Below are 23,650 nucleotides of genomic sequence, written 5' to 3' on the forward strand. Positions count from 1 at the left end.
CTAATGGATATCCCGTGCGTAGTTGGGGGCATGAGCCAAGGTTGGGTTCCGTGACGGCGGCGGAGCGGTTCGCGGAGTTCGTCGCGGCGCGGGGGACGCGGCTGCTGCGCACCGCGCACCTGACCTGCGGGTCGGCGGCCGAGGCGGAGGACGTGCTGCAGACCGCGCTGGAACGGGCCTATCGCAACTGGCACCGCCTGGAGTGGGGTGTGGATCCCGAGCCCTACGTCCGGCGGATCATCGTCAACCTGGTGATCAGCCGGGCCCGGCGCCGGGCTGTGCTCCGGCTGATCCCGACCGGCTCACCGCCGGAGTTCCCCGTCACCGGCACGGATCTCGATCTGCGCCAGACCCTCATGCAAGGGCTGCGGGCCCTGCCGCCCAGGCAGCGAGCCGTCATCGTCCTGCGGTACTGGGAGGACATGACCGAGCTGCAGGCCGCGGAGACGCTGGGCTGCTCGGTGGGGACGATCAAGAGTCAGACGTCCAAGGCGTTGGCCCGGTTGCGCGCGCTGCTGGGAGAGGAGGTGCTGAGTAATGTCGGAGCTTGAGCGGGAGTTGCGCAAGGCAATGGAGGAAGAGACCCGGTCGCTGACCGTACCTCCCGGCTTGGTCGATCGGATCCTCGGCAAAGCTTCGCGCAAGCGGTACCACAAGACCTCGGTGCTCTTGGTCGCCGCCGCAGTCCTCATCACGGCGAGCCTGCTGCCCTCCGTCGCGTTCGTAGGACGCGATCAGGCCCCGGCGCACCGGACGTTCGCGGAGGTCGACGGGGTTGCCGTGCAGTACATCCCGGACGGACTGGGGACGCCTGAACGCATCCCGGCGGGGGTGCGCGATCGGGAGGGAAAGGTCAGGCTGCGCGGTCAGGAGTTGCGCTGGCGGGTCGACGATCGATCGGTGTCGGTTTCGGTCTACCGGACCGAGCAGGACCGTCCGGTGCGGGAGGCCATGGACATTCTCGCGTTGAACCATCTGGATCGGCCGATCGAACCGAGAGGCGCCTACGATCCGGTGATGTCGGGGGACCGGACCGACATGATGTGGGTCGAGGCTTACGGACGGGTGCTGCGGGTGACGACGTCGGAGTCGCTGAAGGGGGACCGCGACCGCATCGCCCAGGGACTGCGGACCCATGCGGAACCCGTCGTCGCGGGCGTGCGCGTCACCCGCGTGCCGGGGGGCCTCGGACCCGTGGGGGCCCTCCGGCGCACCTCGGCCGGTCTGGAGCGGACGTGGTCGGACGGGCGCCGGCGTGTCCAGGCGACGTTCGTGCACGGACTGGCCGCCGCCGATTCCGAAACGCTGCTGCGGACGGCCCGGCTCGATCGCCCGGGGAGGACCGACGTGCGGGCTGCGCCGGCCTACGGGATCGACAACGTTGCGCGGGATGCCGGTGCCGCGCCGGGTGGCGTGCTGCTCTGGGTGATCAGACCTGGGTTGGGAGTCGTGCTCAGGCAACAGGGCTTGTCCCAGGCGGATCTGATGTGGATGGCGGAAGGAGTCGAACCGCTGCCGCATGACCGCACCGAGACCGTGGACGGAGTCGGGGTTCGCGCCGCGATCGACGGATCGTACGGGAGCACGGGGAATCCGAAGCTCGGCCGTGGCTGGTATGCCGTGACCCGGCACTGGGGTCTCGCGTCGAGCAGCGGGCGGTACCGCGGGGTCACCGTCTACCGGGGCGCCTCGGTCGGGAGCGCGGCCTGGCTGGAGGAGCTGACGGGGGGCAGGTCGCAGAAGGCGACGGTGGGGGGAGTGAAGGGCTTCCTGCTTGACACCGTCCGCCTCGCCGACCTTCCGGCAAACGACCTGCCAAGGCCCCTGTACGTCCGGCGGTTCGCCTGGGTACCGGAGACGGGGCTCGCGATCGTGGTGAACGCCAACGTCGACCCGGCCGGTTCGACCGACTACCCGACGGAGAGCCTTGAGGAAGTCGTCCGGGGCGTCAAACCGCGTTAGCCGGGGGTCGTCACCTACGTGGGCGGTGACGACCCCCGGGACCGCAGCCATGGGGTGGGAGGCCGAGCTCGTCCGGATCAGCCGAGGGCGTCGCCGCCGACGTGGGCGGAGACGAGCCCGCGGAACCGGGGGCAGGTGAGGAAGTCGTCGTGGTCGCAGCCGAGGGCGCATTCCACCAGGTCCAGACAGGTCTGGGCCTCCGCGATGCGTCGGCGGAGCGCGTCGCGGTGCCGTTCCAGGCAGGCGCGTCGCACGCCGGGGTCGTCGGCGTACAACAGGTCGCGGATGTCGTCCAGTGCCAGGCCCGCCTGTTTGGCCTGGAGGATGACGGCGACCCGGAACAGGTGCCCGTGGTCGTAGCGGCGCCGGCCGCCGCGATCCCGGGCGGGGTCGAGCAGTCCCACGGTCTCCCAGTGCCGGAGCACGTGGGTGGCCAGGCCGAATCGCTCGGCCACCTCGCCGACGCCCATCTTCGCGACGCTTGACTTCATGTCGACATTAACTCGCAGCATTGCGGACATGTCCAACCAATCAACGGACCGGGATACCGGTCCGCTTCTCGCCCTGCTCGACGCCTTCGACGGGATTCCGATTGCGGCCGAACTCCGAACCCACTCCTTTGACCTGCTGAACGTGTCGGCGGGGACGCGACTGCTGGACGTGGGCTGCGGAAGCGGGCGCGCGGTCGGGGAGGCGGCCCGGCTGGGTGCCCGGGCCTTCGGCGTCGACCCCGACCGGAGCATGATCGCGGTGGCCGAAAGCCGATGGCCGGAGGGTGGGTTCACCGTGGCCGACGCCTACGCTCTGCCGTACCCCGACTCCTCGATCGACGCCTACCGGGCCGACAAGGTGTACCACGTGCTGGAGAACCCCGCACTCGCTCTCGCCGAGGCGTACCGCGTGCTGGTGCCCGGCGGGCGTATCGTCCTGATCGGCCAGGATTGGGATGCTTTCGTGATCGACGCCGACGACCCGGCGCTGACCCGGACCATCGTGCACGCCCGCGCGGATCTGGTGACCGGCCCGCGGACGGCGCGGCGCTACCGCGCCCTACTGATCGAGGCGGGGTACACCGACGTCCGGGTCGAGGTCCGCACCGGGGTCTTCACCGACGCGACCCGGCTGCCCCTGCTGCCGATGCTGACCGAGTTCGCCACGGCCGCACACGGAGCGGGTGCGATCACCGCGGCGCAGGCGGAGGAGTGGCTCGACGGGCAGCGCCGGCGGGCGGCCGAGGACCGGGTCTTCATGGCGATGCCGCTCTTCGTCGCGGACGCCACCCGCCCGTAGCGGCCTTCGGTCCCGGCGTCCGGAACGGCCGGTGCGACGCGAGCCGTGCCGGCCACTTCCGTCTGTCGCGCTCCAGTGGTTTCGCCCTGCTCAGACGCCCCATAGCGGTCCTGTCTGCGGCGTTGCCGTCCCTGTGGATCCAAGATACCGTGACAATCCGGAAGAGGAGATCGTTTGTTTCCCGCCATCCGAAACCCGAGAGGACGCATGACCAGATCGGCACCGAGGTGCGTCGCGTTCCCCGCGCCGGGCACGTTCGCGGGCGCAGGCCACCGGCGCCCCGGTCGGGAGCACGATGTGGAGAACACTCCCAAACCAGGACGATAACGGTCTGACCACGGACCCCGCGGAAGCCTGTACCGTCAAGAGACCACACGGTCTCGGACAGGCGCTCATCCGAGCGGGTTCGGGTCGTGCGGGACGAACGGCCCGACTCCTGGACCTCCGGGTCCCGGCTCACCCAACCGTTGAGGAGACGTTTCCGAGTGGCACGCATCGGCGACAGCGGCGACCTGCTGAAGTGCACGTTCTGCGGGAAGAGCCAGAAGCAGGTCAAGAAGCTCATCGCAGGACCAAGCCGTGTCTGTATCTGTGACGAGTGCGTCGGACTCTGCAACGAGCTCATCGAGGAGGAGCTGGAGGACCTCCTCCCCGGCGGGCCGCATGAGCTGCCCAAGCCGAAGGAGATCTGCGAGTTCCTCGACCAGTACGTCATCGGGCAGGAGCGCGCCAAGAAGGCCCTCTCGGTCGCCGTCTACAACCACTACAAGCGGATCCGGGCCGGGGCGACGGCCGGCCGGCGGCAGAACCAGGGTCAGGAGCAGGTCGAACTCGCCAAATCCAACATCCTCCTGATCGGCCCGACCGGCTGCGGGAAGACCTATCTCGCCCAGACACTCGCCCGGATGCTCGACGTCCCGTTCGCCATCGCCGACGCCACCGCGCTCACCGAGGCCGGCTACGTGGGGGAGGACGTCGAGAACATCCTGCTCAAGCTCATCCAGGCCGCCGACTACGACGTCCGGAAGGCCGAGACCGGCATCATCTACATCGACGAGATCGACAAGATCGCCCGCAAGAGCGAGAACCCGTCGATCACCCGTGACGTCTCCGGCGAGGGTGTGCAGCAGGCGCTGCTGAAGATCCTTGAGGGCACGACCGCCTCCGTGCCGCCGCAGGGCGGCCGCAAGCACCCGCACCAGGAGTTCATCCAGATCGACACGAGCAACGTGCTCTTCATCGTGGGCGGGGCCTTCGCCGGGCTGGAGCAGATCATCGAGCAGCGGGCCGGCGGGAAGAGCGCCGGTTTCGGGGCGACGATCCGCAGCAAGGAAGAGCGGGTGGCCGATTCGTTTGCCGGGGTGATGCCGGAGGACCTGCTGAAGTTCGGGCTGATCCCGGAGCTGATCGGGCGGCTTCCCGTGCTGTCGACCATCGAGCCGCTGGACCGGGCGGCCCTGATGCGGATCATCACCGAGCCGCGCAACGCGCTGATCAAGCAGTACCGGCGGCTCTTCGAGATCGACGGGGTCGAGCTGGAGTTCACCCCCGACGCGGTCGCCGCCATCGCCGAGCAGGCGCTGCTCCGCCGGACCGGCGCCCGGGCGACCCGGGCGATCCTGGAGGAGGTCCTGCTCAACGTGATGTACGAGGTGCCGAGCCGGGACGATGTGGCCCGGGTGGTGGTCGACCGGGACACCGTGCTCAACAACGTCAACCCGACCCTGGTCCCCCGCGAGAAGCCGGACCTGGACTCCGAGCCCCGCGAACGCTCCGCCTGACTGTTCCGCAACCGCCGGTCGTACCCGCCGGTCGAGCCTCGCGCCTTCGCGGGATCAGGACTCGGTACGGGGCTGTGCCGGGCCCGTACCCGGGTCCGGCGCCTGCTTGTGGCCGTACCCGATCCGGGTAAGCCACCGGAGGCGCCCACGGGTATGCGAGGTCCCGCCGGGGAGAGGAGCGGGACGCAGCCTTTCTGATCTACTTTGTAAAGACGCTCGGTCTTTTCGTCCTCACCTCAAACCGATTCTTGGCCTGGATCCTCGGCGGCTTGAATACCTGCGCGGGCTTGAGCCGGACAGCGATGTGGGTCACACCAGGAAAATCCCGATGTGACCCACCTGCCGCCGTGAATCCGCACAGTCCCCGCTGTGCGGTGGCTCGTGGCCCGGTTCCTGAGCGTTTGAGTCACCCGCGCGTCCGGGTCCCCGCGAGACGGTGACCGGAAGCCCGGTGGGTATGACTCGCCCCCGCCCCTCGGTGGCCCGCGGATTCCCCGCCGCAGGCCGTACCGGACCCGCGAGGTTCAGGACTTGGGGTTGCGCACGGGTATGTCCCGGATGATCAGCCAGGTCAGGGCCAAGCCGACCAGGAAGGTCCCCAGTCCGACCCCCAGGGTCGTCCCGAGTGACTGTGGTACGTCCACTCCGATCGCGTGCGGGAGAATCGGCAACCGGAGTTCCGTGCCGATCGCGCCCTCCGCGAGCACGACCAGGCCGACCGCGACCGGGATGGTGAGCAGGCCGCCCAGCCCCCACCGGTAGAAGCCGGACCCGATGAACGCCCCGGCGGTCAGCCAGGCGAGGAACTCGATCAGGTACTCGAGGAAGACGAGCGGGACCTGGGTCGCCTCGTCGAACACATGGGGCCGGGTCAGGACCTGAGACCAGCCGATCAGGCGGTAGATCCCCGACTCGATCAGGTAGCCGGCCGTGACGAGCGCGGCGAGGAGCGGGCCGAAGACGCCGATGGCGACGGCGGCCTGGGCGCCGAACCGGCGCCGGGTCTGCCCGTGGGCGAGGTAGACGGGCAGGTAGCTTTGGGCGAGGGAGATCCCCACCATCAGGGAGTACCAGTTGACCGCCTGGGCGGCCTTCTCCCAGGCGCTGTCCGGGGTGTTGCCGAAGGCTGTGATGACCGCGACGGCGCCGGCGCAGATCGTCAGCAGAGCGGCCGCCCCTATGAGGGCGAACACCGCGTTGCCGCCGAGGATTCGGCTGGGAAATCTCATCGGCGTTCTCCGGTCAGGTGCACGAACAGGTCTTGCATGGGGATCGGTCCGAGTTCAAGCCCCGCCGCGGCGGCTTGGGCGAGCCGGGCTTCGTCCAGGTCACCGTAGATCGTCGCGGCGGTCGTGGGGCCGAGCCGCCGGGAGTTGAGCACGGTCAGCCCGGTGGTGAACGCCTCGACCTGGGCGGCCGGCCCGGTGACGGCGGTCCCTCGGGAGAGCAACCGGGTGCTCTCCTCATGGACCACCAGGCGCCCCTTGTCGATGATGACGACCTCTTCGAACAGGGAGGCGACCTCCTCGATGTGGTGCGTGGACAGGATGATCGTGCGGGGATTGGCCAGGTAGTCGCTGAGCAGCGCGTCGTAGAAGGCGTAGCGGGAGGGCGCGTCCATGCCCAGGTACGCCTCGTCGAACATGGTCAGCGGGGCCCGGCTCGCCAGGCCCATGACCACGCCCAGCGCGGCACGCTGCCCCTTGGACATGCCGGAGACCGATTTCTTGGGGTCGAGTCCGAACAGGGCCATCAGGGAACGGGCGTAGCGGCCGTCGAAGCCGGGGCGGAGCCATTCGGCGAATCCGACCGCCTCCTGGGCGGAACCGAGTTCGACGGTCGCGCCGCCGTCGCGGATCAGGCTGATCCGCTCGGTGAGGCGGGCGTTCTCAAACACCGGCTGCCCGTCGATGCGGACCCGCCCCCCGGTCGGGCGGCGGAAGGCGGCGAGGACGGAAAGGAGGGTGGTCTTGCCTGAGCCGTTCCGGCCGAGCAAGCCGTAGATCTTGCCGCCCTCCAGGTTCAGCGACAGCCGGTCCAGCGCCGTCGTCGCGCCGTAGCGCATCACCAGGTCGTCGACCTCGATCTTCATTATCCCTCCAGCTCCCGGATGCGCTCGATCACCTGGCTGAGGGGGACGCCGATCGTCTTGGCCTCGGCGACCATCGGGTCCACCACTTCGGCGAAGAAGGACTTTCTGCGCTCGGATCTGAGAGCCTCGCGCGCATCCGGGCTGACGAACATGCCGACACCTCGTCTCTTGTACAGAACCCCTTCGTCGACCAGCTGCTGGAACGCCTTGGCCGCGGTCGCCGGGTTGATCCGGTAGAACGCGGCGTACTGATTGGTGGACATGACCTGCTCGTCGCCTTTCAACGCCTCGCTCAGCACATCCGCTTTGATCCGGTCGGCGATCTGCCGGTAGATCGGTGTGCGGTCGTCGAACATGGCACCTGCTTCGTTGGTTCATTACTCTACTAATGAACCATAGAAGCAGGTGTCATGTCCGTCAATTCCCGACATCCCCTGGAGGTGGGACCTCACTTCCTACTCAGGTCCGGGATCACCATCACGATGAACCCGATGGCAGCGATGATCAGGTTCGCGAAGAGCTCGTAACCGGTGAGGAAGTCCAGCCGGGGGATGACGATCCGGTTGAAGAAGTTGAGGAAGAAACCGAGGATCGGCTGCACGGCGAGATGGTCGATCGCCCCGCTGATGCCCATGAGCATCAGGATGAATCCCGCGGTCTGAAAGATTTTGCGCATGGCCCCCACGCTAGGGAGGCGCCACAGGGCGGGGGAGCCGTCATCGGTCGGTGCCCCGCGTGCTTCCGGCCGAACGGGACCGACCAAAGTAGCGGCGGTCGCGACTTCGGTATCGCCGCATTCCGGAGCGGGAGCGAGCGTGCCTCGAACCGGTAGGTTCGGGGGGATGGACGGCTCCGTGACCCCCTCCGCGCGCCGGCGCACCCTGCGCGACTGGATCGTCGACGCATGCCTGTTCCTGTTCGCGGTCGCGCTCACTCTGATGATCTTCGCCGAGTCCGTGCTCACGGGGCCGCGATGGCTGATCAACCTGGACCAGTTCTTCGGCGCACTCGGCTGCCTGACGATCTGGGTGCGCCGGCGCCGGCCGACGGAGCTCGCCCTGGCGCTGGTGGCGCTGTCCGCCGTGTTCGAGTTCGTCGGCGGGGCATTGGTCGTCGCCCTCTTCACCGTCGCGGTGCACCGCCCGCCGAAACAGACGGCCGTCGTCTTCGGGACGGGCGTGGCCGCCGCGGTCGCTTTCCTGTACGTGCGTCCCGATCCGGAGACGCCCGGGTTCATCCTGCTGGCCCTCGGCATGAGCATCTACACCGCGGCGGCCGGTTGGGGACTGTCGATCCGGAACCGCCGCGAACTGGTGCTCTCCCTGCGGGACCGGGCACACCGTGCCGAGACCGAGGCGGAACTACGGACCGAGCAGGCCGAACTCCGCGCGGAACAAGCGCAGCTGCAGACCCGCCAGCAGATCGCCAGGGAGATGCACGACGTGCTCGGGCACCGGCTCTCGCTGCTGAGCGTGCACGCCGGCGCGCTGGAGTACCGCAGGGACAGCCCGCCCGAGGTCGTCCAGGCGGCCAAGGTGATCAGGGAGAGCGCCCACCAGGCCTTGCAGGATCTGCGGGAGGTCATCGGCGTGCTCCGCGCCACCTCCTCGGAGTTGCCCCAGCCCACCTTCGCCGACCTGCGGGAGCTGGTCGCCGAGTCCGGCCGGGCCGGCATGGCGGTCGAGCTGACGCAGGAGGTCGTCTCGTCCGTCCCCGACGGGGTGGGCCGGACCGCCTACCGGATCGTTCAGGAGGCGCTGACCAACGTCCGCAAGCACGCCCCCGGCGCCGGGGTACGGGTGTCCGTGGCGGAATCCAAGGGGCGGGAGCTGGTGGTCGAGGTGACCAACGGGCACTCCGGCGCCCCGTCCGTGTCGGCTTCGCGTCCCGGCGCGGGGCTGACGGGACTGGCGGAACGCGTCGCGCTGGCCGGAGGGCGGATCGAGTACGGTCCGACCGTCCGGGGTGGCTGGCGGGTGTCGGCCCGGCTGCCGCTGGACCCCGGGGGAGCGGCGGAACCCCGGGAGGTGCGGGTGCTGGTCGTCGACGACGACCCGCTGGTGCGCGCCGGGCTCACGATGATGCTCGGCGACGCACCGGGCGTCCGGGTGGTCGCCGAGGCGGAGGACGGCGACGGGATCCTTACCCTCGTGGACCGGCATGACCCGGACGTGGTCCTGATGGACGTCCGGATGCCGGGCGTGGACGGGCTCGCCGCCACCGAGGCCCTGCGCGCCGGACCCCGCGCGCCGGAGGTGATCATCTTGACCACCTTCGACTCCGACGACCACGTGCTCCGCGCCATGCGGGCCGGCGCGGCCGGGTTCATGCTCAAGGACACCCCGCCTGAGGAGATCGTCGCGGCGATCCGCCGGGTGACCGAGGGGCATCCGATCCTCTCCCCGGAGGCCACCCGGCGGTTGATCGGCCGGGCCACCGGAGGCCACGACGACCGGCGGAGCCGGGCCAGGGATCGTCTGGCGGTGCTGAACGGGCGCGAACGCGAGGTCGCCGTGATTCTGGGCCGCGGCGCCTCCAACGCCGAGATCGGCGCGGTCCTCGACCTCGGCGTGCCGACGGTCAAGGGCCATGTCTCGACCATCCTCGCCAAGCTGGGTCTCAACAACCGGGTCCAGGTCGCGCTGCTCGTGCACGACGCCGGGCTCCTGGACGAGCAGGCGGACCCCTACCCCGGGACCTGAACAGCCCGTTCCTCCAAGATCAAGTTCGGCCGTTCGTCTAGGCTCCTGAACGTGCGGCGGGGACCTGCTCGCCCATGACCAGGAGGACTTTCCTCGATGAGCGAATCGATCACGGTCGTGATCCGGCTCGGCGCACGCGTCGCCCGTACCGCGCCGACACCGGCCCGCGGACGCCGTACCCTCATCCCGACGGCCGTGCGATGAGCGGCCGCACCTGGTCATCGGGACGGCTGGAGCGGCTGCTCGGCGTGGACCACCCGATCGTGCAGGGCCCCTTCGGCGGCGGGCTTTCGTCGACGGAGCTGGTCGCCGCGGTGTCCGAAGCCGGGGGGCTGGGTTCGTACGGCGCCCACATCCTCGACCCCGATCGGATCACCGGGCTGGTCGCGGAGTTGAAGGCGGCCACCCGACGGCCCTTCGCCGTCAACCTGTGGGTACCCCAGCCGGGGGAGAGCGAGGCGCGGGCAGTCCCCGCCGACGTCGAGCGGCTCAGGCCGTACCTGGACGAACTCGGCATCGAGGCTCCCGGCCTCGCCGGCCCCTACGCGCAGGACTTCACCGAGCAGGCCCGCGCACTCCTCGCCGCCGAACCGCCGGTCGTCAGCTTCGTCATGGGCGTCCCTCCGGAGTGGGTGCTCGCCGAGGCCCGGCGGCGGGGCCTCGTGACGATCGGCACCGCCACCACGGTCGACGAGGCCGCCGCCCTCGCGGACGCGGGCCTGGACGCCGTGGTCGCCTCCGGCAGCGACGCCGGGGGACACCGGGGGTCGTTCCTGCGGCCGGTCGGCGAGTCGCTGGTCGGCACGATGGCGCTCGTCCCGCAGGTCGCCGACGCGGTCTCGGTCCCCGTCATCGCGGCGGGCGGGATCGCCGACGGCCGGGGTGTCGCGGCGGCGCTCGTCCTCGGCGCCGACGGGGTGCAGATCGGCACCGGTTTCCTGGCCGTCGAGGAGTCGGGGGCGAGCGCTCTGCACAAGGCGGCGCTGCTCGGCCCCGCGGCGCGGGTCACCGTGCTCACCCGGTTGTTCTCCGGGCGTCCGGCCCGGGCGATCCCGAACCGGTTCATCGAGGAGATGGCGGCGTACGAAGCGGAGGTACCGTCCTATCCGGTGCAGAACGCGCTGATGCTGCCGATCCGCCGGGCCGCCGCCGAGCGGGGCCTCGCCGACTACGTCAACCTGTGGGCCGGGCAGTCCGCGTCGCTCACCCGGCCGGTCGGCGCCGCGGAGTACCTGGGCGACCTGGTCGCCGACGCCGGTCGCATCCTGGGCGGAGGCCGTTAGGAGAGGCGCCGCACCACGTCGCCGAGGATCGCCACGCCCTCGGCGAGGACCGCGGGGGAGCTTGCCGCGTAGCCCAGGACGAGTCCTTGCCTGCCCGGATTCCGGCTGTGCCAGGAGAGCGGCTGGACCTTGACCCCGTCGGCGAGCGCCGCCGACGCCACCTCCACGTCGGAGATCCGGTCGCCGAGGGTGACCATGAGGTGGAGCCCGGCCGCGGCGCCGTGCACGACCGCCCCGGGGAGCGCGGTCCCGATGGCGCCGATCATCGCGTCGCGGCGTCGGCGGTGACGTTTGCGCAGGTGGCGAAGGTGACGTTCCAGCTCGCCGGACTCCATCAGCCGGGCGAGCACCAGTTGCGGCAGTACGGCGTTGCCGAGGTCGGCGTGGCGCTTGGCGTCCACCAGGGCGTCTTGGTGGCGGGCCGGGGCGAGGACCCAGCCGACCCGCAGGGCGGGGGCGAGAAGCTTGGACACGCTCCCGGCGTAGCAGACCCGCTCGGTGAGCATCGACCGCAGGGCCGGGACGGGCGGCCGGTCGTAGCGGTGCTCGGCGTCGTAGTCGTCCTCGACGATCAGGCCGCCCTCGTCGGCCCATGCCAGCAGATCCCGGCGGCGCTCCCCGCCGAGCACGACCCCGGTGGGGAACTGGTGCGCCGGGGTCGTAAGGACGGCCGGCGCCCCGGAGGCGTGGAGCTCGTCGACCCGTATCCCCTCGTCGTCGACCGTGATCGGCGGGGTGTCCAGCCCCCAGTGGTTCAGGTGATGACGGGCGCCGAGGGAGCCGGGATCCTCCACCGCCACCCGGGAGATCCCCTCCTCGCCGAGGACCCGCGCGAGCAGGCCGAGGGCCTGGGCGACACCTGCGACGATCAGCACCTCACCCGGGTCGGCCCTGATCCCGCGATTGCGGGCCAGCCAGTTCGCGACGGCCAGCCTGAGCGCCGGCGTGCCCCGGGGGTCGCCGTAGCCGAGCGCGGCGGCCGGGAGGTCCTTCAGGACCGACCGTTCGGCGCGCAGCCACGCCGCCCGGGGGAACGCGGCCAGGTCGGGCACCCCGGGGGTGAGGTCGATCCGGGCCGGTGCCGCGCGCAGGGCGTCGAAGACGTCCGCTCCGGGCTCCCCGGCGAACAGCACGCCGCCGGGCGGCGCCGGCGCGGGTGCGGGCTCGGGTGGTCGCGCCGGGGCGGCGACGACGACCGTTCCGCCCCGCCCGCGCCCGGCGATGTGCCCGTCCTCGTTGAGGCGCTGATACGCCTCGGTGATCACCCCGCGGGAGACGCGCAGCTCACCGGCGAGGACGCGGGTGGCGGGCAGCCTGCTGCCCACCGGCAGGCGGCCGTCCGAGATGGCTTGCCGGAGCTGCGCGGCCAGCCAGTCGGCGCGGCCACCGGCGGGTGCCTCGCCGATGTCGAGTTGCAGGAAGTCGGAGCCGGAGGCATTGGACCGATAGTCTGGGCTCGCTTTGGCCCTGTTCATCGGACCATTCTGCCAGGAAGGGTGGACCGGTGCGAACCGGTCCGCCTTCCGCCGCGAGAGAGGGGAACCACCGCCCCATGTATTTTCAGCACTCCCGGAACGTCTGGGAGGAACATCCGGATCTTGTGGCCGGTGCGGTCGCCGCCACGGGGATCACCCCCGAGGCCTCGATCGGCGCCGCGCTCACCCGGTTCGGCGAGCTGGCCCGGGCCAGGCTCGCCGCGGGTCCGGAGGCCGGGTTCCCGGAGATCCAGGCGTGGCGCCGCGCCTTCGCCCGGATGGGGCTCAGGCCGACGCAGTACCGATGCGCCTCGGAGTCGCTCCTGCGGCGGTTCCGGAAGGAGGGGGAGCTGCCGCGCATCCATCCGCTGGTGGACCTCTGCAATGCGATCTCGCTGGCCTTCGCGATCCCGGTGGCCGCGCTGGACACCGAGAAGATCTCCGAAGGCCTTGAGGTGCGCCACGCCGACGGCGACGAGCGCTACGTGACCTTCGGGGGTGAGACGGAGAACCCGGACCGGGGCGAGGTGACCTTCGTCGACGCGGCCGGGCGGGCGCACGCCCGGCGGTGGACCAACCGGCAGAGCGGCCACTCGGCCGTGCAGGACGCCACGACCTCGGTACTGATCGTCGTCGAGGCGATGCACGAGTCGGCCGGCGCGGACGTGCCGGGGCTCCTCGCCACGGTCGCCGACGAGCTCGCCGTCCACTGGCCGGTGACACCGCGGACCGCGACGGTGACCGCCTCCTCGCCGCGCCTGGACTTCACCGGGTGACCCGGACGGGTGCGGTACGGCCTGCGGCGGCCGCCACGGGGGCGCCGCCGGGGGTTCCGTGCCTCGACGAGGAGGCCGAGGCCGTCGAGTCGGTACGGCCGGCGGCGGGCCGGTCCGCAGGCAGGACCAGGGAGAGCCACCGTTCTCCGTCCCGCAGCACCAGCCCCAGGCGATCCAGCCCCGCGAGCGACTCGGCGGTCTCCGCGGGGGTGTGTCGGAGCCCGTGCCTGGCCAGGCCGGTGACGGTACGGGGCACGGTGAGGGCCCGCAGCAGCTCGCCCTGCGCCTCGTCCAGCTCCAGCACGACACCGGCCGGATCGTCCCGGGTGTCGGTCACCACGGTCCGCCCCGATTCCAGGCGCCACTCCAAGGTGACGGCGCGGCACCGGCCGGCGGCCCGCCATCGCTCGACCAATGCGTCGATCCGGCGGTAGATCCCGTTCAGCCGTACCGAGTTCTCAAACGGACGCATGAAGTAGTAGCAGTACTTGCCGAGGTCGAATCCGGTTCTGGCCAAGTAGTCGGCGGAGAACACCAGGTCGTAGCCGGGCTCGTAGACCGCATGGGGGATCTTGAACCTGGCCGGATCGCTCTGGAGCGGGGCGAACCTGGTCACCTGAACCGGGAGACAGGTCGCCGGAGGATCCAGGTGGATCAGGCGTTCCAGGGTGCCCAGCATCCGCTCGTAGTCGTCGGGGTCGTCGCCGGGAAACCCGTACAGCAGATTCCAGTGCACCTGAACGCCCGTGGTCTTGCCGAGGAGCAGCGTCTGTGCGTTTCTGATCGCGGAGGTGCCCTTGTCCATGGCGTCGAGCGCCGCCGTCGAGAACGACTCGATCCCGGGCTGCACCTCGCGGAATCCGGCCGCGGCGAGCAGCGTGAAGTCGGCCGGGCTCACATTCGCCTTCATTTCGGCGCTGAGCCGGTACGGCGCGCCGCGGGACGCGAGCCGGGGGAGCAGCGTGTCGAAGTAGGACCGCGGCAGGATGTAGTCGGAGAAGCGAAACGCGCCGACACCGTAGCGCGCCGCGAGGTCGTCCATCGTACGCAGGGCGACCTCGGCGGGCTTGATCCGGTAACGGAGGTCGTCGTCGTGGATGCCGCAGAAGACGCAGTGCCGGATCTGGCCCCACCAGCATCCCCGGGAGTTCTCCACCGGCAGCCGGGTCGGGGTGATGTCCACCAGGTCGCCGGCGGACAGGTCCGCGACGTCGAGGTAGTAGTCGTCGAAGTCCGGCGTCGGCGACGCCGCCAGGTCGGTCGTCGGCGGCGGGGCCGTCATCGGGATCCGGCCCCCGTCCCGATGGGCGATTCCCGGCACCCGCGCCAGATCGAGGTCACCGGCCGCGGCCCGGGCGAGCTCCACGATCGTGGCCTCGCCCTCGCCGACGCACACCGCGTCGATCCAGGGGAAGGCGTCGAGCACGGTTTCGCCGGTCGGCGGGCGGACCGCGTATCCACCGAGCGCGATCAGCTTCTCCGGGGCGCGTTCCTTGACCAGCCGGGCCAGGGCGACCGAGGCGATGGTCTGGTCGAACATACAGGTGAATCCGATGAGCGGCGCGGGGGACGCGGCGAGTCGGCCGGCCTGCTCGTCCAGCCACCTCGGCAACCCGGCCGACCGGAGCTCAAGCAGCCGCTCCACCACGTCGTCCACGGGCGGGCGTTCCCCGGAGTCGTCGTCGAGGCGCCCGCTGAGCACCATGGCGGCGGTCTTGGCGCGGAGCCAGCCCCACTGGCGGGTGGTCACGACGGGATCCATTCCTCCGGTGAACAGGAAATCGTTCAACGCGAAGGAGTCGGCCAGCGCCGCGTAGGTCCCCGGCCGTAGATAACGCAGCAGGGACAGGTTCAGGTGGCGGACCCGGCAGGCGAACGCCGACCGCTCCAAGATCGCGCTGAGGATGCCGAGGCCAAGCGACGGTTCGGTGAGCGCGGTCCAGGGCATGCTGACCAGCTCGACGTCGGCGGGTCTGGCCGCGCGCCGCGCGCGGGCCCGTGTCTCGTCGAACATCGGGTCAGAGCTTCGGGATGCCTGAACGGTCGACGACCTCGGCTTCGCGCTCCAGCACCACCACACCCACGATGACGATGATGCCGACGACGATCCAGATGATCCGGTTGGACGCGTTCTCCCGCTGGAACGCGGCTCCGACCGTGATGATCCGCTCGGTGGCCTCGGGGCTCAGGCTCACCCCGAGCGAGCCGGACACCGCGGCCGGCCGGATCGCCCAGGTGTCCACATACCGTCCGTCGGCCAGGACATGCTGAAAGAAGGTGGCGACTTCACGGGAGACGGGATCGTCCAGAGCCTCCACCTGCGAGGGCGCGATCGACTTCAGGTCCCGGGCACTCCGCTCGGAGAGTTCGATGCCGAGCTCGGCGGCGATCCGGTCCGGGTACTCCAGGATCTCCTCGACGTCCTTCCCCTGGGCGGTCGCCTTCTGGACGAACGTCAGCAGGGATCTGTCGATCACGCCGCGTTCGAGCATGTCGGTGAGGGCGGGGAGCTCCCTGGGCGGACGCGGCAGCGGAACGGGCGGCTTCCCGGTGGTGCCGCAGACGAACCCGTCGGTGTCGTGACCGGTGACGATCAGGCTCGCCTCCGGGTCGAGCGGCCCGACGATCGCCTCCACCTGCTGGATCGCGATGTTGGCGAGCCGTGTGGCCAGGCCGCTGAGCTCACTGTGCTCAGGCCCCTGTTCCACGGCGGTGGCGACCAGATGGCCGACGGCTTTGATCTGCGAGCGGACCCGCGGGGCGAACGGAGGGATGGGCTCCACTCCGTTGTCGGTGAGCACCAGACCGCCCCCGTCGCCTCCGTCAAACAGAATGATCTTTGCCATCGCTCCACCACCCGTAGGGATCTCTGGGCCGATCATGTGGCGCGGCGGTGGGCCAGGCAAGGAGACTCACCCCGTACGAGTCCCCTGACCAGGTAATTTATCGATCACGTGCCTCGATTAGGACCCCAAGACCGTCGAGCACGCGTTCGAGGCCGAAGCGGTAGGCGTGGTCGGGGTCGAAAGCCGTGCCCCGCACCTCACCCGCGGCCGAGCCGACCCGGGCGGCGGTGGGGTAGCGGGTCGCGTCGAAGATTCGGGCGAGCAGCGGCTCGTTCGCCGCCCACCACTCCTCGTCGGTGATCGCGCTCTCGCGCCGCAGCGCCCGGGCGGCGGAGGAGGCCCGCGCGGACGCCTGCACGAAGCCGAGCAGGTAGGCGAGGGCGTCGTCCATCTCCACGTCGTCCAGGCCGAGCCCGTCGAAGGCGAGCAGCTCACGTTCGTACTTGGCCATGAGCCCCGGCCCGAGCGGGGGACGTGCCGCGGAGACCAGGGCGACCCAGGGGTGCCGGTCGCACAGGGCCCGGTTGTCCCGTGCGACCGCCGCCAGCCGCTCCCGCCAGGGCAGGCCGGCCGTCTCGGTGTACGGCATGCGCCCGTAGACGGCGTCGAGCATGAGGTCGAGGAGCTCGGCCTTGCCGGGGACGTAGGTGTACAGCGACATGGGGGCGACCCCGAGCGCCTGCGCGACCCGCCGCATGGTCAGCGCCTCCAGGCCCGCCGAGTCGGCCAGTTCGATCGCCGCGGCCACCACGGCGTCGACGCTGAGGCCCTGGCGCGGCCCGCGGGTGGACGTCCTGGCCCCCGGTTCCCGCCAGAGGAGTGCCAGCACCCGCGCCGCACCGCTGCCCGGATCGGTTGACGAAGTCACCGGGCCACCCTCTCACATCTCGCCGTACGCCGTACGGCAGGCGGTGCGGGAGAGATTGGGGACGTTTATACGGCAAATATACGGACCGTTGAAAACCTCTGATCGAGCGGAAACACCGACCTCGGGGGAAATGCCATGAACACGTCACTCAAGCCCGTCGACCCCTCCCATCCCGGCTCGTGCCCCGCCTCCGGGCGCTGTGATCGGCCGTGCGCCGCCTGAACCCCGTCGACCCAGGGGCCGTCAAACAGATCGGCAGGAAGCGAACCCTGGGGAGGGACCTCATGACCACGACGACGACCGGCGGGAAGCCGGGTTCGGCGGCGACCGACTCCGGCCGTGTCCACACCGCGCAGGCGGTCGCACTGGAGCTGTGGCGCAATCCCATCGGGCAGGACACCCTCAGCGTCGGGACCGCCCTCGGGCGGCGGTCCGCGATCTCCGCGAGGTATCGGTTCGTCCGTTCGGAGGGGCAGGTGTTCGACCGCCGGGTCGAAGGGACCGTCCCGTTGACGTTGTACTGGCACGGGGGCCGGGGCGACCATCTCACCACGGCGACGGCGTTCGGCGTCAAGTCCGCCGTCGCGGCCGGATACCGGTTCATCCGCGACGAGGGATACGTCTATCCGATCCGGCGTACGGGCACCGTGCCGCTTCGGCTGTTCTGGCACGCGGGATGGGGCGACAACCTCACCCTGGCACACCCGAGCAGCGTCGCCGAGGCGCTCCGCGCCGGATACCTCTACGTCCGGACGGAGGGATACATCCTGCCGTAGGGCCGCCGACTCGGTTCGCCGGCCATACGTTGCGCCGATCACGGGGATCGGCGCACCCGATACCCCCCGCCGCCGGTTCGCCCGTATGGCCGTTGGCGGGGTCCGTGCCCGTACCCGTGGACCCCGGGTACGGGCACGTGAAAACAGCCCCGGCCGTCGGCACGACGGCCGGGGGCAGGGAGAGTCAGCCGTCGCTCGCTCGGGGGTGAGCCGAGAGGCGGTGCGTGCCCGTACCCGTTGGAGCCCGGGTACGGGCACAGCCATGTCGCAGCCGGGCTGACCGGGGGGATCAACGGTTTCTATACGGCGGCTATACGGCTCGTTTGGAGGGTTTGCCCCGTAGACGTTCATCCATCGGGGGGACCGCATGCGAAAGCTGATCGGAGCACTCGCCGTCGCGGCGACCGTGCTCGTGCCCGCGCTTCAGGCGCACGCGTCAGCCGAGTCCGGACAGGGCTCGGCTGCGATTCCGGGGCGGGTGTCCGGCGTTCCGGCCGACGCGACCGTCCCGCTCAAGCTGTACCGGAGCATGGCCAACGACGAGAACCTGACGACATCGGCCCAGTACCTGGTCAACCACCGGTACATCCGGACGGAGGGGCAGGTTCGCTCCGCGCAGGTCCTCGGCACGGTAGCCCTGAAGACGTACCGGCACCCGGGGCGAGGCGACACCGTCACCACCACCGGCGCCGCACCGGTCGGCTACACCTACTCCCGGACCGAAGGCTACGTGTACTCCGCCGCGCGGGGCGGCACCCTGTCGCTGCGGCTGTTCCGGAGCCGGCTCGGGACCGAGCACTTCACCGCGGCGAACCAGCAGAGCGTGGACGAGGCGCTGCAGGCGGGCTACATCCAGGTCAGGGTCGAAGGATACGTCTACCGTTAGGCCGCGCACGGCCTTGCCGCCGCTCGCCGGGTGGACGGAGACGGCGGCCTGTGCCGGTACCCGACATTAGCGGGTACCGGCACGACCCGTCAGGCCGCGCACGGCCTTGCCGCCGCTGACTCGGGGTAGCCGGCGGCGTGTGCCCGTACCCGATATTGGCGGGTACGGGCACGACCCGTTTCCGGGGTTCTACTGGCCGATGTAGGAGGCCGCGCCCAGGAGCGACTTGATGTCGGCGGCGAAGGCGGCCTGCGGGTCCACCTCGTACCTGCCGACCTCCATGAGGGTGACCTTCTTGGGGTTGAGGCGCTGGATCCGCAGGTGGACCGGGGAGTCGCCCGGATGGGTCTCCAGGATCCGCCGGAGACTTCCGATGAGTTCCCGGGTGAGCCTGTCCTCGCGGAGGGCGATGACGACGGGCTGCCGCCCGTCCGCCTGGACGCTGGAGACGTCCAGCATCTTCACGTCCTTGGCCGCGAACGAGATGCCGTCGCCGTCGCTCTGCGGGCGGGTCTGCCCGGTGATCGAGACCACGGCGTCGGGGACGAGCATCTCCCCGTACAGCTGGTAGGCGGCGGGGAAGACCGGAACCTCGATGGCGGCGTCGTGGTCCTCCACCCGGACGATCGCCCAGACCTTGCCCTGCTTGGTGACCTTGCGGTCGACACCGGCGATGATGCCGGCGATCCGCATCTCCCCGCCGCCCCGGCCGTCCAGCAGGTCGGCGATGCCGGTGTCCCGGTTGCGCTCCAGAATCCGCTCCGCCCCGTCGAGGGGGTGGGAGGAGACGTACAGGCCCAGCATCTCCCGCTCGAAGGCGAGCAGGCTGTCCCGCGGCCACTCCTCCTCGGGGATGGCGACGGCGAACGCGCTCTGGCCGTCGGTGTCGTCGTCCATCCCGCCGAACAGCGAGTCCTGTCCGTGGGCTTCCTTCCGCTTGACCTCGATGACCGAGTCGATGGCCTGTTCGTGCACGAGGACCAGCGCCTTGCGCGGATGCCCGAGTCCGTCGAAGGCCCCCGACTTGATCAGTGATTCCACGGTGCGCTTGTTGCAGACGACCTGCGGGACCTTGGCGAGGAAGTCGTTGAAGTCGGTGTAGGCGCCGCGCTCCTTGCGGGTGGCCGCGATCGCCTCGACCACGTTCTCCCCGACGTTGCGCACCGACCCCAGTCCGTACCGGATCTTGTCTCCGACGGCGGCGAACCGGAGCCGGGACTCGTTGACGTCGGGGGGGAGCACCTTCACGCCCATCCGGCGGGACTCGGCGAGATAGACCGCCATCTTGTCCTTGTTGGTGCCGACCGAGGTGAGCAGCGCGGCCATGTACTCGGCGGGGTAGTTCGCCTTGAGGTAGGCGGTCCAGTAGGAGACGAGTCCGTACCCGGCGGTGTGGGACTTGTTGAACCCGTAGGCGCTGAACGGCAGGAGGACGTCCCAGACGGCCTGGGTGGCCTCCTTGGAGAATCCGCCGCCCTCCATTCCGGAGCTGAACAAGGCCCACTGCTTGTCCATCTCCTCCTTCTTCTTCTTGCCCATCGCCCGGCGCAGGATGTCGGCGCCGCCGAGGGTGTACCCGGCCAGCTTCTGCGCGATGGCCATGACCTGCTCCTGGTAGACGACCAGGTGGTAGGTCTCGCCGAGGATCGGCTCCAGCACGTCCTTCAGCTCGGGGTGGACCGGGGTGATGTCCTGCTTGCCGGCCTTGCGCTGCGCGTAGTTGACGTGGGAGTTGGCTTCCATCGGGCCGGGCCGGCCGAGGGCCAGGACGGCGGAGACGTCCTCGAAGCGTTCCGGCGCCATCATCTTGGTGAGGTCGCGCATCATGGGGGAGTCCAGCTGGAACACCCCGAGGGTCTCGCCGCGGGCAAGCAGCTCGTAGGCGGCCTTGTCGTCCATCGGGACCGTGAGCAGGTCCAGGTCGACACCGCGGTTGGCCTTGATGTTCTCCACCGCGTCGCCGAGGACGGTGAGGTTGCGCAGCCCCAGGAAGTCCATCTTGAGCGCGCCCATGTTCTCCGAGCTGGGCCCGTCGAACCCGGTGATCCGGGCGCCGTCGTCGGGCCGCATGAAGATGGGCATGACGTCGATGAGCGGTTCGGAGGAGAGGATGACGCCGGCCGCGTGCACGCCGGTGCCGCGGGTCAGCCCCTCGATGCCCTTGGCGGTGTCGATGACCTTGCGGACGTCGGGGTCCCCGTCGTAGAGGGCGCGCAGCTCGGCGGCCTCGGCGTGGCGGGGGTGGGAGTCGTCGTGGATCGCCGAGAGCGGGATCTCCTTGCCCATGACGGCGGGCGGGAACGCCTTGGTGATCTTCTCGCCGACCGCGAAAGGGTATCCGAGGACCCGGGAGGCGTCCTTCACCGCCGCCTTCGACTTGATCGTCATATAGGTGATGATCAGGCTGACGTTGTCTTCGCCGTACTTTTCCGTGACATATCGAATCATGTCACCGCGCCTACGCTCGTCGAAGTCCAAGTCGACGTCGGGCATCGAGATACGCTCGGGGTTCAGGAACCGTTCGAACAGCAGCGAGTGGTGAATCGGGTCGAGCTCGGTGATCCCGGTCACGTAGGCGACCATCGACCCGGTGGCCGACCCTCGGCCCGGCCCGACCCAGATCCCGTTGTCCCGCGCGTACTTGGTGATGTCGGCGACGACGAGGAAGTAGCCGGGGAAGCCCATCTCCTCGACGACGCCCAGCTCGTACTCGATCCGCTCCAGCACCTCGGACGGGACCGGGTCGCCGTAGCGGCGGACCGCCCCGGCCATGGCCTCCTTGCGGAGCCAGCTCATCTCGGTCTCGCCGTCCGGCACCGGGAACTTGGCGGACAGGTCCCGGTGCTTGAAGACCTCGCTGTAGTCCTCGACCCGCTCCGCGATGACCAGGGTGTTCTTGCAGCCGTCGGCCCAGACGTCGGAGTTCGGGTCGATGCCGAGCATCTCCTCGGCCGACTTGAGGTAGTAGCCGGAGCCGGAGAACCGGAACCGGTTCGGGTCGTCCATCTGGCTGCTGGTGCCCACGCAGAGCAGGGCGTCGTGCGCGGTGACCTGGTCGGCGGTCACGTAGTGGGAGTCGTTGGTCACCAGCGGCGGGATCCCGAGGTGCTTGCCGAGCCGGAGCAGCTCGTCGCGGACACCGGTCTCGATGGGGATTCCGCCGTGGTCCATGATCTCCAGGAAGTAGTTGTCTTTCCCGAAGATGTCCTGATATTTCGCAGCATGCTCGACGGCTTTGTCCCACTGGCCGAGCCGGAGCCGGGTCTGCACCGCGCCCGACGGGCAGCCGGTGGTCGCGACGATCCCCTCGTGGTACCGCTCGAACAGCTCGTCGTCCATCCGGGGGTACTTCTTCCAGTGTCCCTCCAGCGAGGCCAGCGAGCTGATCTTGAAAAGGTTGCGCAGCCCCTGCGGGGTCATGGCCCACATGGTCTTGTGCAGATAGGTGCCGCTCGCCGACACGTCGCCGCCGAGGCCGGTCTGCTCGTTGGCCTTCTGCTGGTGCGGCTGTCCCCACAGCACGGCCTTCTTGTGGAACCGGGACTCGGGTGAGACGTAGCCCTCGATCCCGATGATCGGCGTGACCCCCGCGCCGCTCACGGTCTTCTGGAATTCGTAGGCTCCGAACATGTTGCCGTGGTCGGACATCGCGATCGCGGGCATGCCCAGCTCGGCCGCCCGCTTGGCCAGCTTCCCGATCTTGGCGGCGCCGTCCAGCATGGAGTACTCGGTGTGAACATGCAGGTGAACGAACGAGTCAGTCACGGGTGTTCTCGGCCTTTCGGGGGTCTGTCATCCGGTCGGTCCACCCTATCGATCGCGCGAACGGATGGCCTCGCGAACGGCGCCGCGTGCCGGAATCCGCGGGGATTCCCTGTCGCGTACCTGACATGACCTGGCAGGTTCACCCGGGAGGCTCATCCCATGGACACCACTGGGAACAAGCCGTTGCGCGGAAAGGTGGCCCTGGTCGCCGGAGCCACCCGGGGCGCGGGGCGCGCCATCGCCACCGAACTGGGCGCGGCCGGAGCGGTCGTGTACGCGACCGGGCGGAGCACGCGGTCACGGCGCTCGGAGATGGGCCGCCCCGAGACGATCGAGGAGACGGCGGAGCTGATCACGGCGGCAGGCGGGACCGGGATCGCAATTCCCGTGGACCACCTGGAGCGCGATCAGGTACAGGCGCTGGCCGAACGGATCGACACCGAGCACGGGCGGCTCGACGTGCTGGTCAACGACGTGTGGGGGAGCGACCTGCTGGTCGGCTGGCACGACCGCGTCTGGGAGCACTCGCTGGACGACGGTCTCCGGATCCTGCGCCTGGCGATCGACACCCACATCATCACCAGCCACTACGCGCTTCCCCTGGTCATCCGGAATCCGGGCGGGCTGGTCGTCGAGGTCACCGACGGCACCGACGACTACAACAGTTCGAACTACCGCAACCCGGTCTTCTACGATCTGGCCAAGACGTCGGTGATCCGGCTGGCGTTCGCCCAGGCTCAGGAGCTGCGGCCGTACGGCGGGACCGCGGTGGCGCTCACCCCCGGCTGGATGCGTTCGGAGATGATGCTCGATCACTACGGGGTCACCGAGGCCACCTGGCGCGACGCGCTGGACCGGGAGCCGCACTTCGTGATCTCCGAGACGCCCGCGTACACCGGCCGGGCCGTCGCCGCGCTCGCCGCCGACCCCGAGGTGGCCCGGTGGAACGGGCGGTCGCTGTCCAGCGGGGGACTCGCCCCGGTCTACGGCTTCACCGACGTCGACGGCAGCCGCCCCGACGCCTGGCGCTACATCCGCGAGGTCCAGGACCCCGGCAAGCCCGCCGACGCCACCGGCTACCGCTGAGAGACCGAGGACGCCGTACCGGCTCCGCCGGGCCGATCAAAGAGGTCGGGTGGTCGTGGATC

At 70.1% G+C, this 23,650-nt stretch carries 20 protein-coding genes and 1 pseudogene; 11 read left to right on the forward strand and 10 right to left on the reverse strand.

Features of this window, described 5'->3' with window-relative positions; translation table 11 throughout:
* The first annotated feature begins 50 nt into the window (after positions 1 to 50).
* Both RUR_RS15665 and RUR_RS15670 read left to right on the forward strand, forming a co-directional pair.
* On the forward strand, positions 51 to 551 hold the full coding sequence (locus RUR_RS15665; protein WP_283135785.1) for a SigE family RNA polymerase sigma factor: 501 nt from the start codon (positions 51 to 53) through the stop codon (positions 549 to 551).
* Positions 538 to 1,962 carry a hypothetical protein gene (locus RUR_RS15670; RefSeq protein ID WP_283135786.1) on the forward strand — a complete coding sequence of 475 codons (1,425 nt, stop codon included), beginning with the start codon at positions 538 to 540 and terminating at the stop codon, positions 1,960 to 1,962. Before RUR_RS15665 ends, RUR_RS15670 begins: the two co-directional genes overlap by 14 nt.
* Before the next feature lie 77 nt (positions 1,963 to 2,039).
* Here the strand turns inward: RUR_RS15670 and RUR_RS15675 are convergent, their stop codons facing one another.
* On the reverse strand, positions 2,040 to 2,453 hold the full coding sequence (locus tag RUR_RS15675; RefSeq protein ID WP_283135787.1) for a MerR family transcriptional regulator: 414 nt from the start codon (positions 2,451 to 2,453) through the stop codon (positions 2,040 to 2,042).
* Positions 2,454 to 2,481: 28 nt separating this feature from the next.
* On the opposite strand from RUR_RS15675, the gene RUR_RS15680 reads away from it, so the two are divergent.
* Both RUR_RS15680 and clpX read left to right on the forward strand, forming a co-directional pair.
* Positions 2,482 to 3,252, forward strand: coding sequence for a methyltransferase domain-containing protein (locus tag RUR_RS15680; protein ID WP_283135788.1), 771 nt, complete (start codon positions 2,482 to 2,484; stop codon positions 3,250 to 3,252).
* Between the two features lie 485 nt (positions 3,253 to 3,737).
* Positions 3,738 to 5,033 (forward strand): ATP-dependent Clp protease ATP-binding subunit ClpX, encoded by a 1,296-nt coding sequence (gene clpX / locus RUR_RS15685; protein WP_283135789.1) that lies wholly within the window; start codon positions 3,738 to 3,740, stop codon positions 5,031 to 5,033.
* 524 nt (positions 5,034 to 5,557) lie between these two features.
* Here clpX and RUR_RS15690 read toward each other — a convergent pair.
* From RUR_RS15690 to RUR_RS15705, 4 genes are all read right to left on the reverse strand, one after another.
* A complete protein-coding gene (locus RUR_RS15690; RefSeq protein ID WP_283135790.1) occupies positions 5,558 to 6,262 on the reverse strand; it encodes a hypothetical protein in 705 nt (234 codons plus the stop codon).
* Positions 6,259 to 7,125, reverse strand: coding sequence for an ATP-binding cassette domain-containing protein (locus RUR_RS15695; RefSeq protein WP_283135791.1), 867 nt, complete (start codon positions 7,123 to 7,125; stop codon positions 6,259 to 6,261). Before RUR_RS15695 ends, RUR_RS15690 begins: the two co-directional genes overlap by 4 nt.
* The gene (locus tag RUR_RS15700) at positions 7,125 to 7,481 is read right to left on the reverse strand and encodes a GntR family transcriptional regulator (RefSeq protein WP_283135792.1); all 357 of its coding nucleotides are present in this window, start codon (positions 7,479 to 7,481) and stop codon (positions 7,125 to 7,127) included. Before RUR_RS15700 ends, RUR_RS15695 begins: the two co-directional genes overlap by 1 nt.
* Before the next feature lie 92 nt (positions 7,482 to 7,573).
* On the reverse strand, positions 7,574 to 7,801 hold the full coding sequence (locus tag RUR_RS15705) for a hypothetical protein (protein ID WP_283135793.1): 228 nt from the start codon (positions 7,799 to 7,801) through the stop codon (positions 7,574 to 7,576).
* Positions 7,802 to 7,967: 166 nt separating this feature from the next.
* Here RUR_RS15705 and RUR_RS36795 point away from each other — a divergent pair.
* The 3 genes and pseudogenes from RUR_RS36795 to RUR_RS15720 all read left to right on the forward strand — a co-directional run.
* Positions 7,968 to 9,113: pseudogene (locus RUR_RS36795) on the forward strand (sensor histidine kinase); the annotation flags it as partial.
* A 6-nt stretch (positions 9,114 to 9,119) separates the two neighbouring features.
* Complete coding sequence (locus RUR_RS15715) at positions 9,120 to 9,827, forward strand: response regulator transcription factor (protein ID WP_283137038.1); 708 nt, start codon at positions 9,120 to 9,122, stop codon at positions 9,825 to 9,827.
* A gap of 200 nt (positions 9,828 to 10,027) precedes the next feature.
* The gene (locus RUR_RS15720; protein WP_283135794.1) at positions 10,028 to 11,110 is read left to right on the forward strand and encodes an NAD(P)H-dependent flavin oxidoreductase; all 1,083 of its coding nucleotides are present in this window, start codon (positions 10,028 to 10,030) and stop codon (positions 11,108 to 11,110) included.
* On the opposite strand, the gene pdxR is transcribed toward RUR_RS15720, so the two are convergent.
* Complete coding sequence (pdxR, locus tag RUR_RS15725) at positions 11,107 to 12,585, reverse strand: MocR-like pyridoxine biosynthesis transcription factor PdxR (RefSeq protein ID WP_283135795.1); 1,479 nt, start codon at positions 12,583 to 12,585, stop codon at positions 11,107 to 11,109. The two genes, RUR_RS15720 and pdxR, sit on opposite strands and share 4 nt — an antisense overlap.
* Positions 12,586 to 12,662: 77 nt before the next feature.
* Between pdxR and RUR_RS15730 the strand changes: the two genes are divergently transcribed.
* Positions 12,663 to 13,361: a B3/B4 domain-containing protein gene (locus RUR_RS15730; protein ID WP_283135796.1), complete on the forward strand. Its 699-nt coding sequence runs from the start codon at positions 12,663 to 12,665 to the stop codon at positions 13,359 to 13,361.
* Here RUR_RS15730 and RUR_RS15735 read toward each other — a convergent pair.
* The 3 genes from RUR_RS15735 to RUR_RS15745 form a co-directional block, all read right to left on the reverse strand.
* On the reverse strand, positions 13,351 to 15,375 hold the full coding sequence (locus tag RUR_RS15735) for a RiPP maturation radical SAM C-methyltransferase (protein ID WP_283135797.1): 2,025 nt from the start codon (positions 15,373 to 15,375) through the stop codon (positions 13,351 to 13,353). The genes RUR_RS15730 and RUR_RS15735 overlap by 11 nt on opposite strands.
* Before the next feature lie 4 nt (positions 15,376 to 15,379).
* On the reverse strand, positions 15,380 to 16,207 hold the full coding sequence (locus RUR_RS15740) for a hypothetical protein (RefSeq protein ID WP_283135798.1): 828 nt from the start codon (positions 16,205 to 16,207) through the stop codon (positions 15,380 to 15,382).
* A 97-nt stretch (positions 16,208 to 16,304) separates the two neighbouring features.
* Complete coding sequence (locus RUR_RS15745) at positions 16,305 to 17,075, reverse strand: TetR/AcrR family transcriptional regulator (RefSeq protein WP_283135799.1); 771 nt, start codon at positions 17,073 to 17,075, stop codon at positions 16,305 to 16,307.
* A 284-nt stretch (positions 17,076 to 17,359) separates the two neighbouring features.
* On the opposite strand from RUR_RS15745, the gene RUR_RS15750 reads away from it, so the two are divergent.
* Positions 17,360 to 17,851: a hypothetical protein gene (locus tag RUR_RS15750; protein ID WP_283135800.1), complete on the forward strand. Its 492-nt coding sequence runs from the start codon at positions 17,360 to 17,362 to the stop codon at positions 17,849 to 17,851.
* Between the two features lie 367 nt (positions 17,852 to 18,218).
* Positions 18,219 to 18,737 carry a hypothetical protein gene (locus tag RUR_RS15755; RefSeq protein ID WP_283135801.1) on the forward strand — a complete coding sequence of 173 codons (519 nt, stop codon included), beginning with the start codon at positions 18,219 to 18,221 and terminating at the stop codon, positions 18,735 to 18,737.
* 189 nt (positions 18,738 to 18,926) lie between these two features.
* Here the strand turns inward: RUR_RS15755 and dnaE are convergent, their stop codons facing one another.
* On the reverse strand, positions 18,927 to 22,502 hold the full coding sequence (gene dnaE / locus RUR_RS15760) for a DNA polymerase III subunit alpha (protein ID WP_283135802.1): 3,576 nt from the start codon (positions 22,500 to 22,502) through the stop codon (positions 18,927 to 18,929).
* A 159-nt stretch (positions 22,503 to 22,661) separates the two neighbouring features.
* On the opposite strand from dnaE, the gene RUR_RS15765 reads away from it, so the two are divergent.
* Complete coding sequence (locus tag RUR_RS15765) at positions 22,662 to 23,588, forward strand: SDR family oxidoreductase (protein ID WP_283135803.1); 927 nt, start codon at positions 22,662 to 22,664, stop codon at positions 23,586 to 23,588.
* Positions 23,589 to 23,650: the final 62 nt, after the last annotated feature.

Source organism: Rhizohabitans arisaemae, from assembly GCF_025996515.1.
Lineage (GTDB): Bacteria > Actinomycetota > Actinomycetes > Streptosporangiales > Streptosporangiaceae > Rhizohabitans > Rhizohabitans arisaemae.

Bases quoted from the DNA above. Each gene is read 5' to 3' on its own strand.
- RUR_RS15680 (WP_283135788.1), top strand. From the start codon at position 2,482: ATGTCCAACCAATCAACGGACCGGGATACCGGTCCGCTTCTCGCCCTG.
- pdxR (WP_283135795.1), bottom strand. From the start codon at position 12,585: ATGAACAGGGCCAAAGCGAGCCCAGACTATCGGTCCAATGCCTCCGGC.
- RUR_RS15720 (WP_283135794.1), top strand. From the start codon at position 10,028: ATGAGCGGCCGCACCTGGTCATCGGGACGGCTGGAGCGGCTGCTCGGC.
- RUR_RS15700 (WP_283135792.1), bottom strand. From the start codon at position 7,481: ATGTTCGACGACCGCACACCGATCTACCGGCAGATCGCCGACCGGATC.
- RUR_RS15735 (WP_283135797.1), bottom strand. From the start codon at position 15,375: ATGTTCGACGAGACACGGGCCCGCGCGCGGCGCGCGGCCAGACCCGCC.
- RUR_RS15750 (WP_283135800.1), top strand. From the start codon at position 17,360: ATGACCACGACGACGACCGGCGGGAAGCCGGGTTCGGCGGCGACCGAC.
- RUR_RS15755 (WP_283135801.1), top strand. From the start codon at position 18,219: ATGCGAAAGCTGATCGGAGCACTCGCCGTCGCGGCGACCGTGCTCGTG.
- RUR_RS15740 (WP_283135798.1), bottom strand. From the start codon at position 16,207: ATGGCAAAGATCATTCTGTTTGACGGAGGCGACGGGGGCGGTCTGGTG.
- RUR_RS15695 (WP_283135791.1), bottom strand. From the start codon at position 7,125: ATGAAGATCGAGGTCGACGACCTGGTGATGCGCTACGGCGCGACGACG.
- RUR_RS15765 (WP_283135803.1), top strand. From the start codon at position 22,662: ATGGACACCACTGGGAACAAGCCGTTGCGCGGAAAGGTGGCCCTGGTC.
- RUR_RS15675 (WP_283135787.1), bottom strand. From the start codon at position 2,453: ATGAAGTCAAGCGTCGCGAAGATGGGCGTCGGCGAGGTGGCCGAGCGA.
- RUR_RS15690 (WP_283135790.1), bottom strand. From the start codon at position 6,262: ATGAGATTTCCCAGCCGAATCCTCGGCGGCAACGCGGTGTTCGCCCTC.
- RUR_RS15705 (WP_283135793.1), bottom strand. From the start codon at position 7,801: ATGCGCAAAATCTTTCAGACCGCGGGATTCATCCTGATGCTCATGGGC.
- RUR_RS15730 (WP_283135796.1), top strand. From the start codon at position 12,663: ATGTATTTTCAGCACTCCCGGAACGTCTGGGAGGAACATCCGGATCTT.
- RUR_RS15670 (WP_283135786.1), top strand. From the start codon at position 538: ATGTCGGAGCTTGAGCGGGAGTTGCGCAAGGCAATGGAGGAAGAGACC.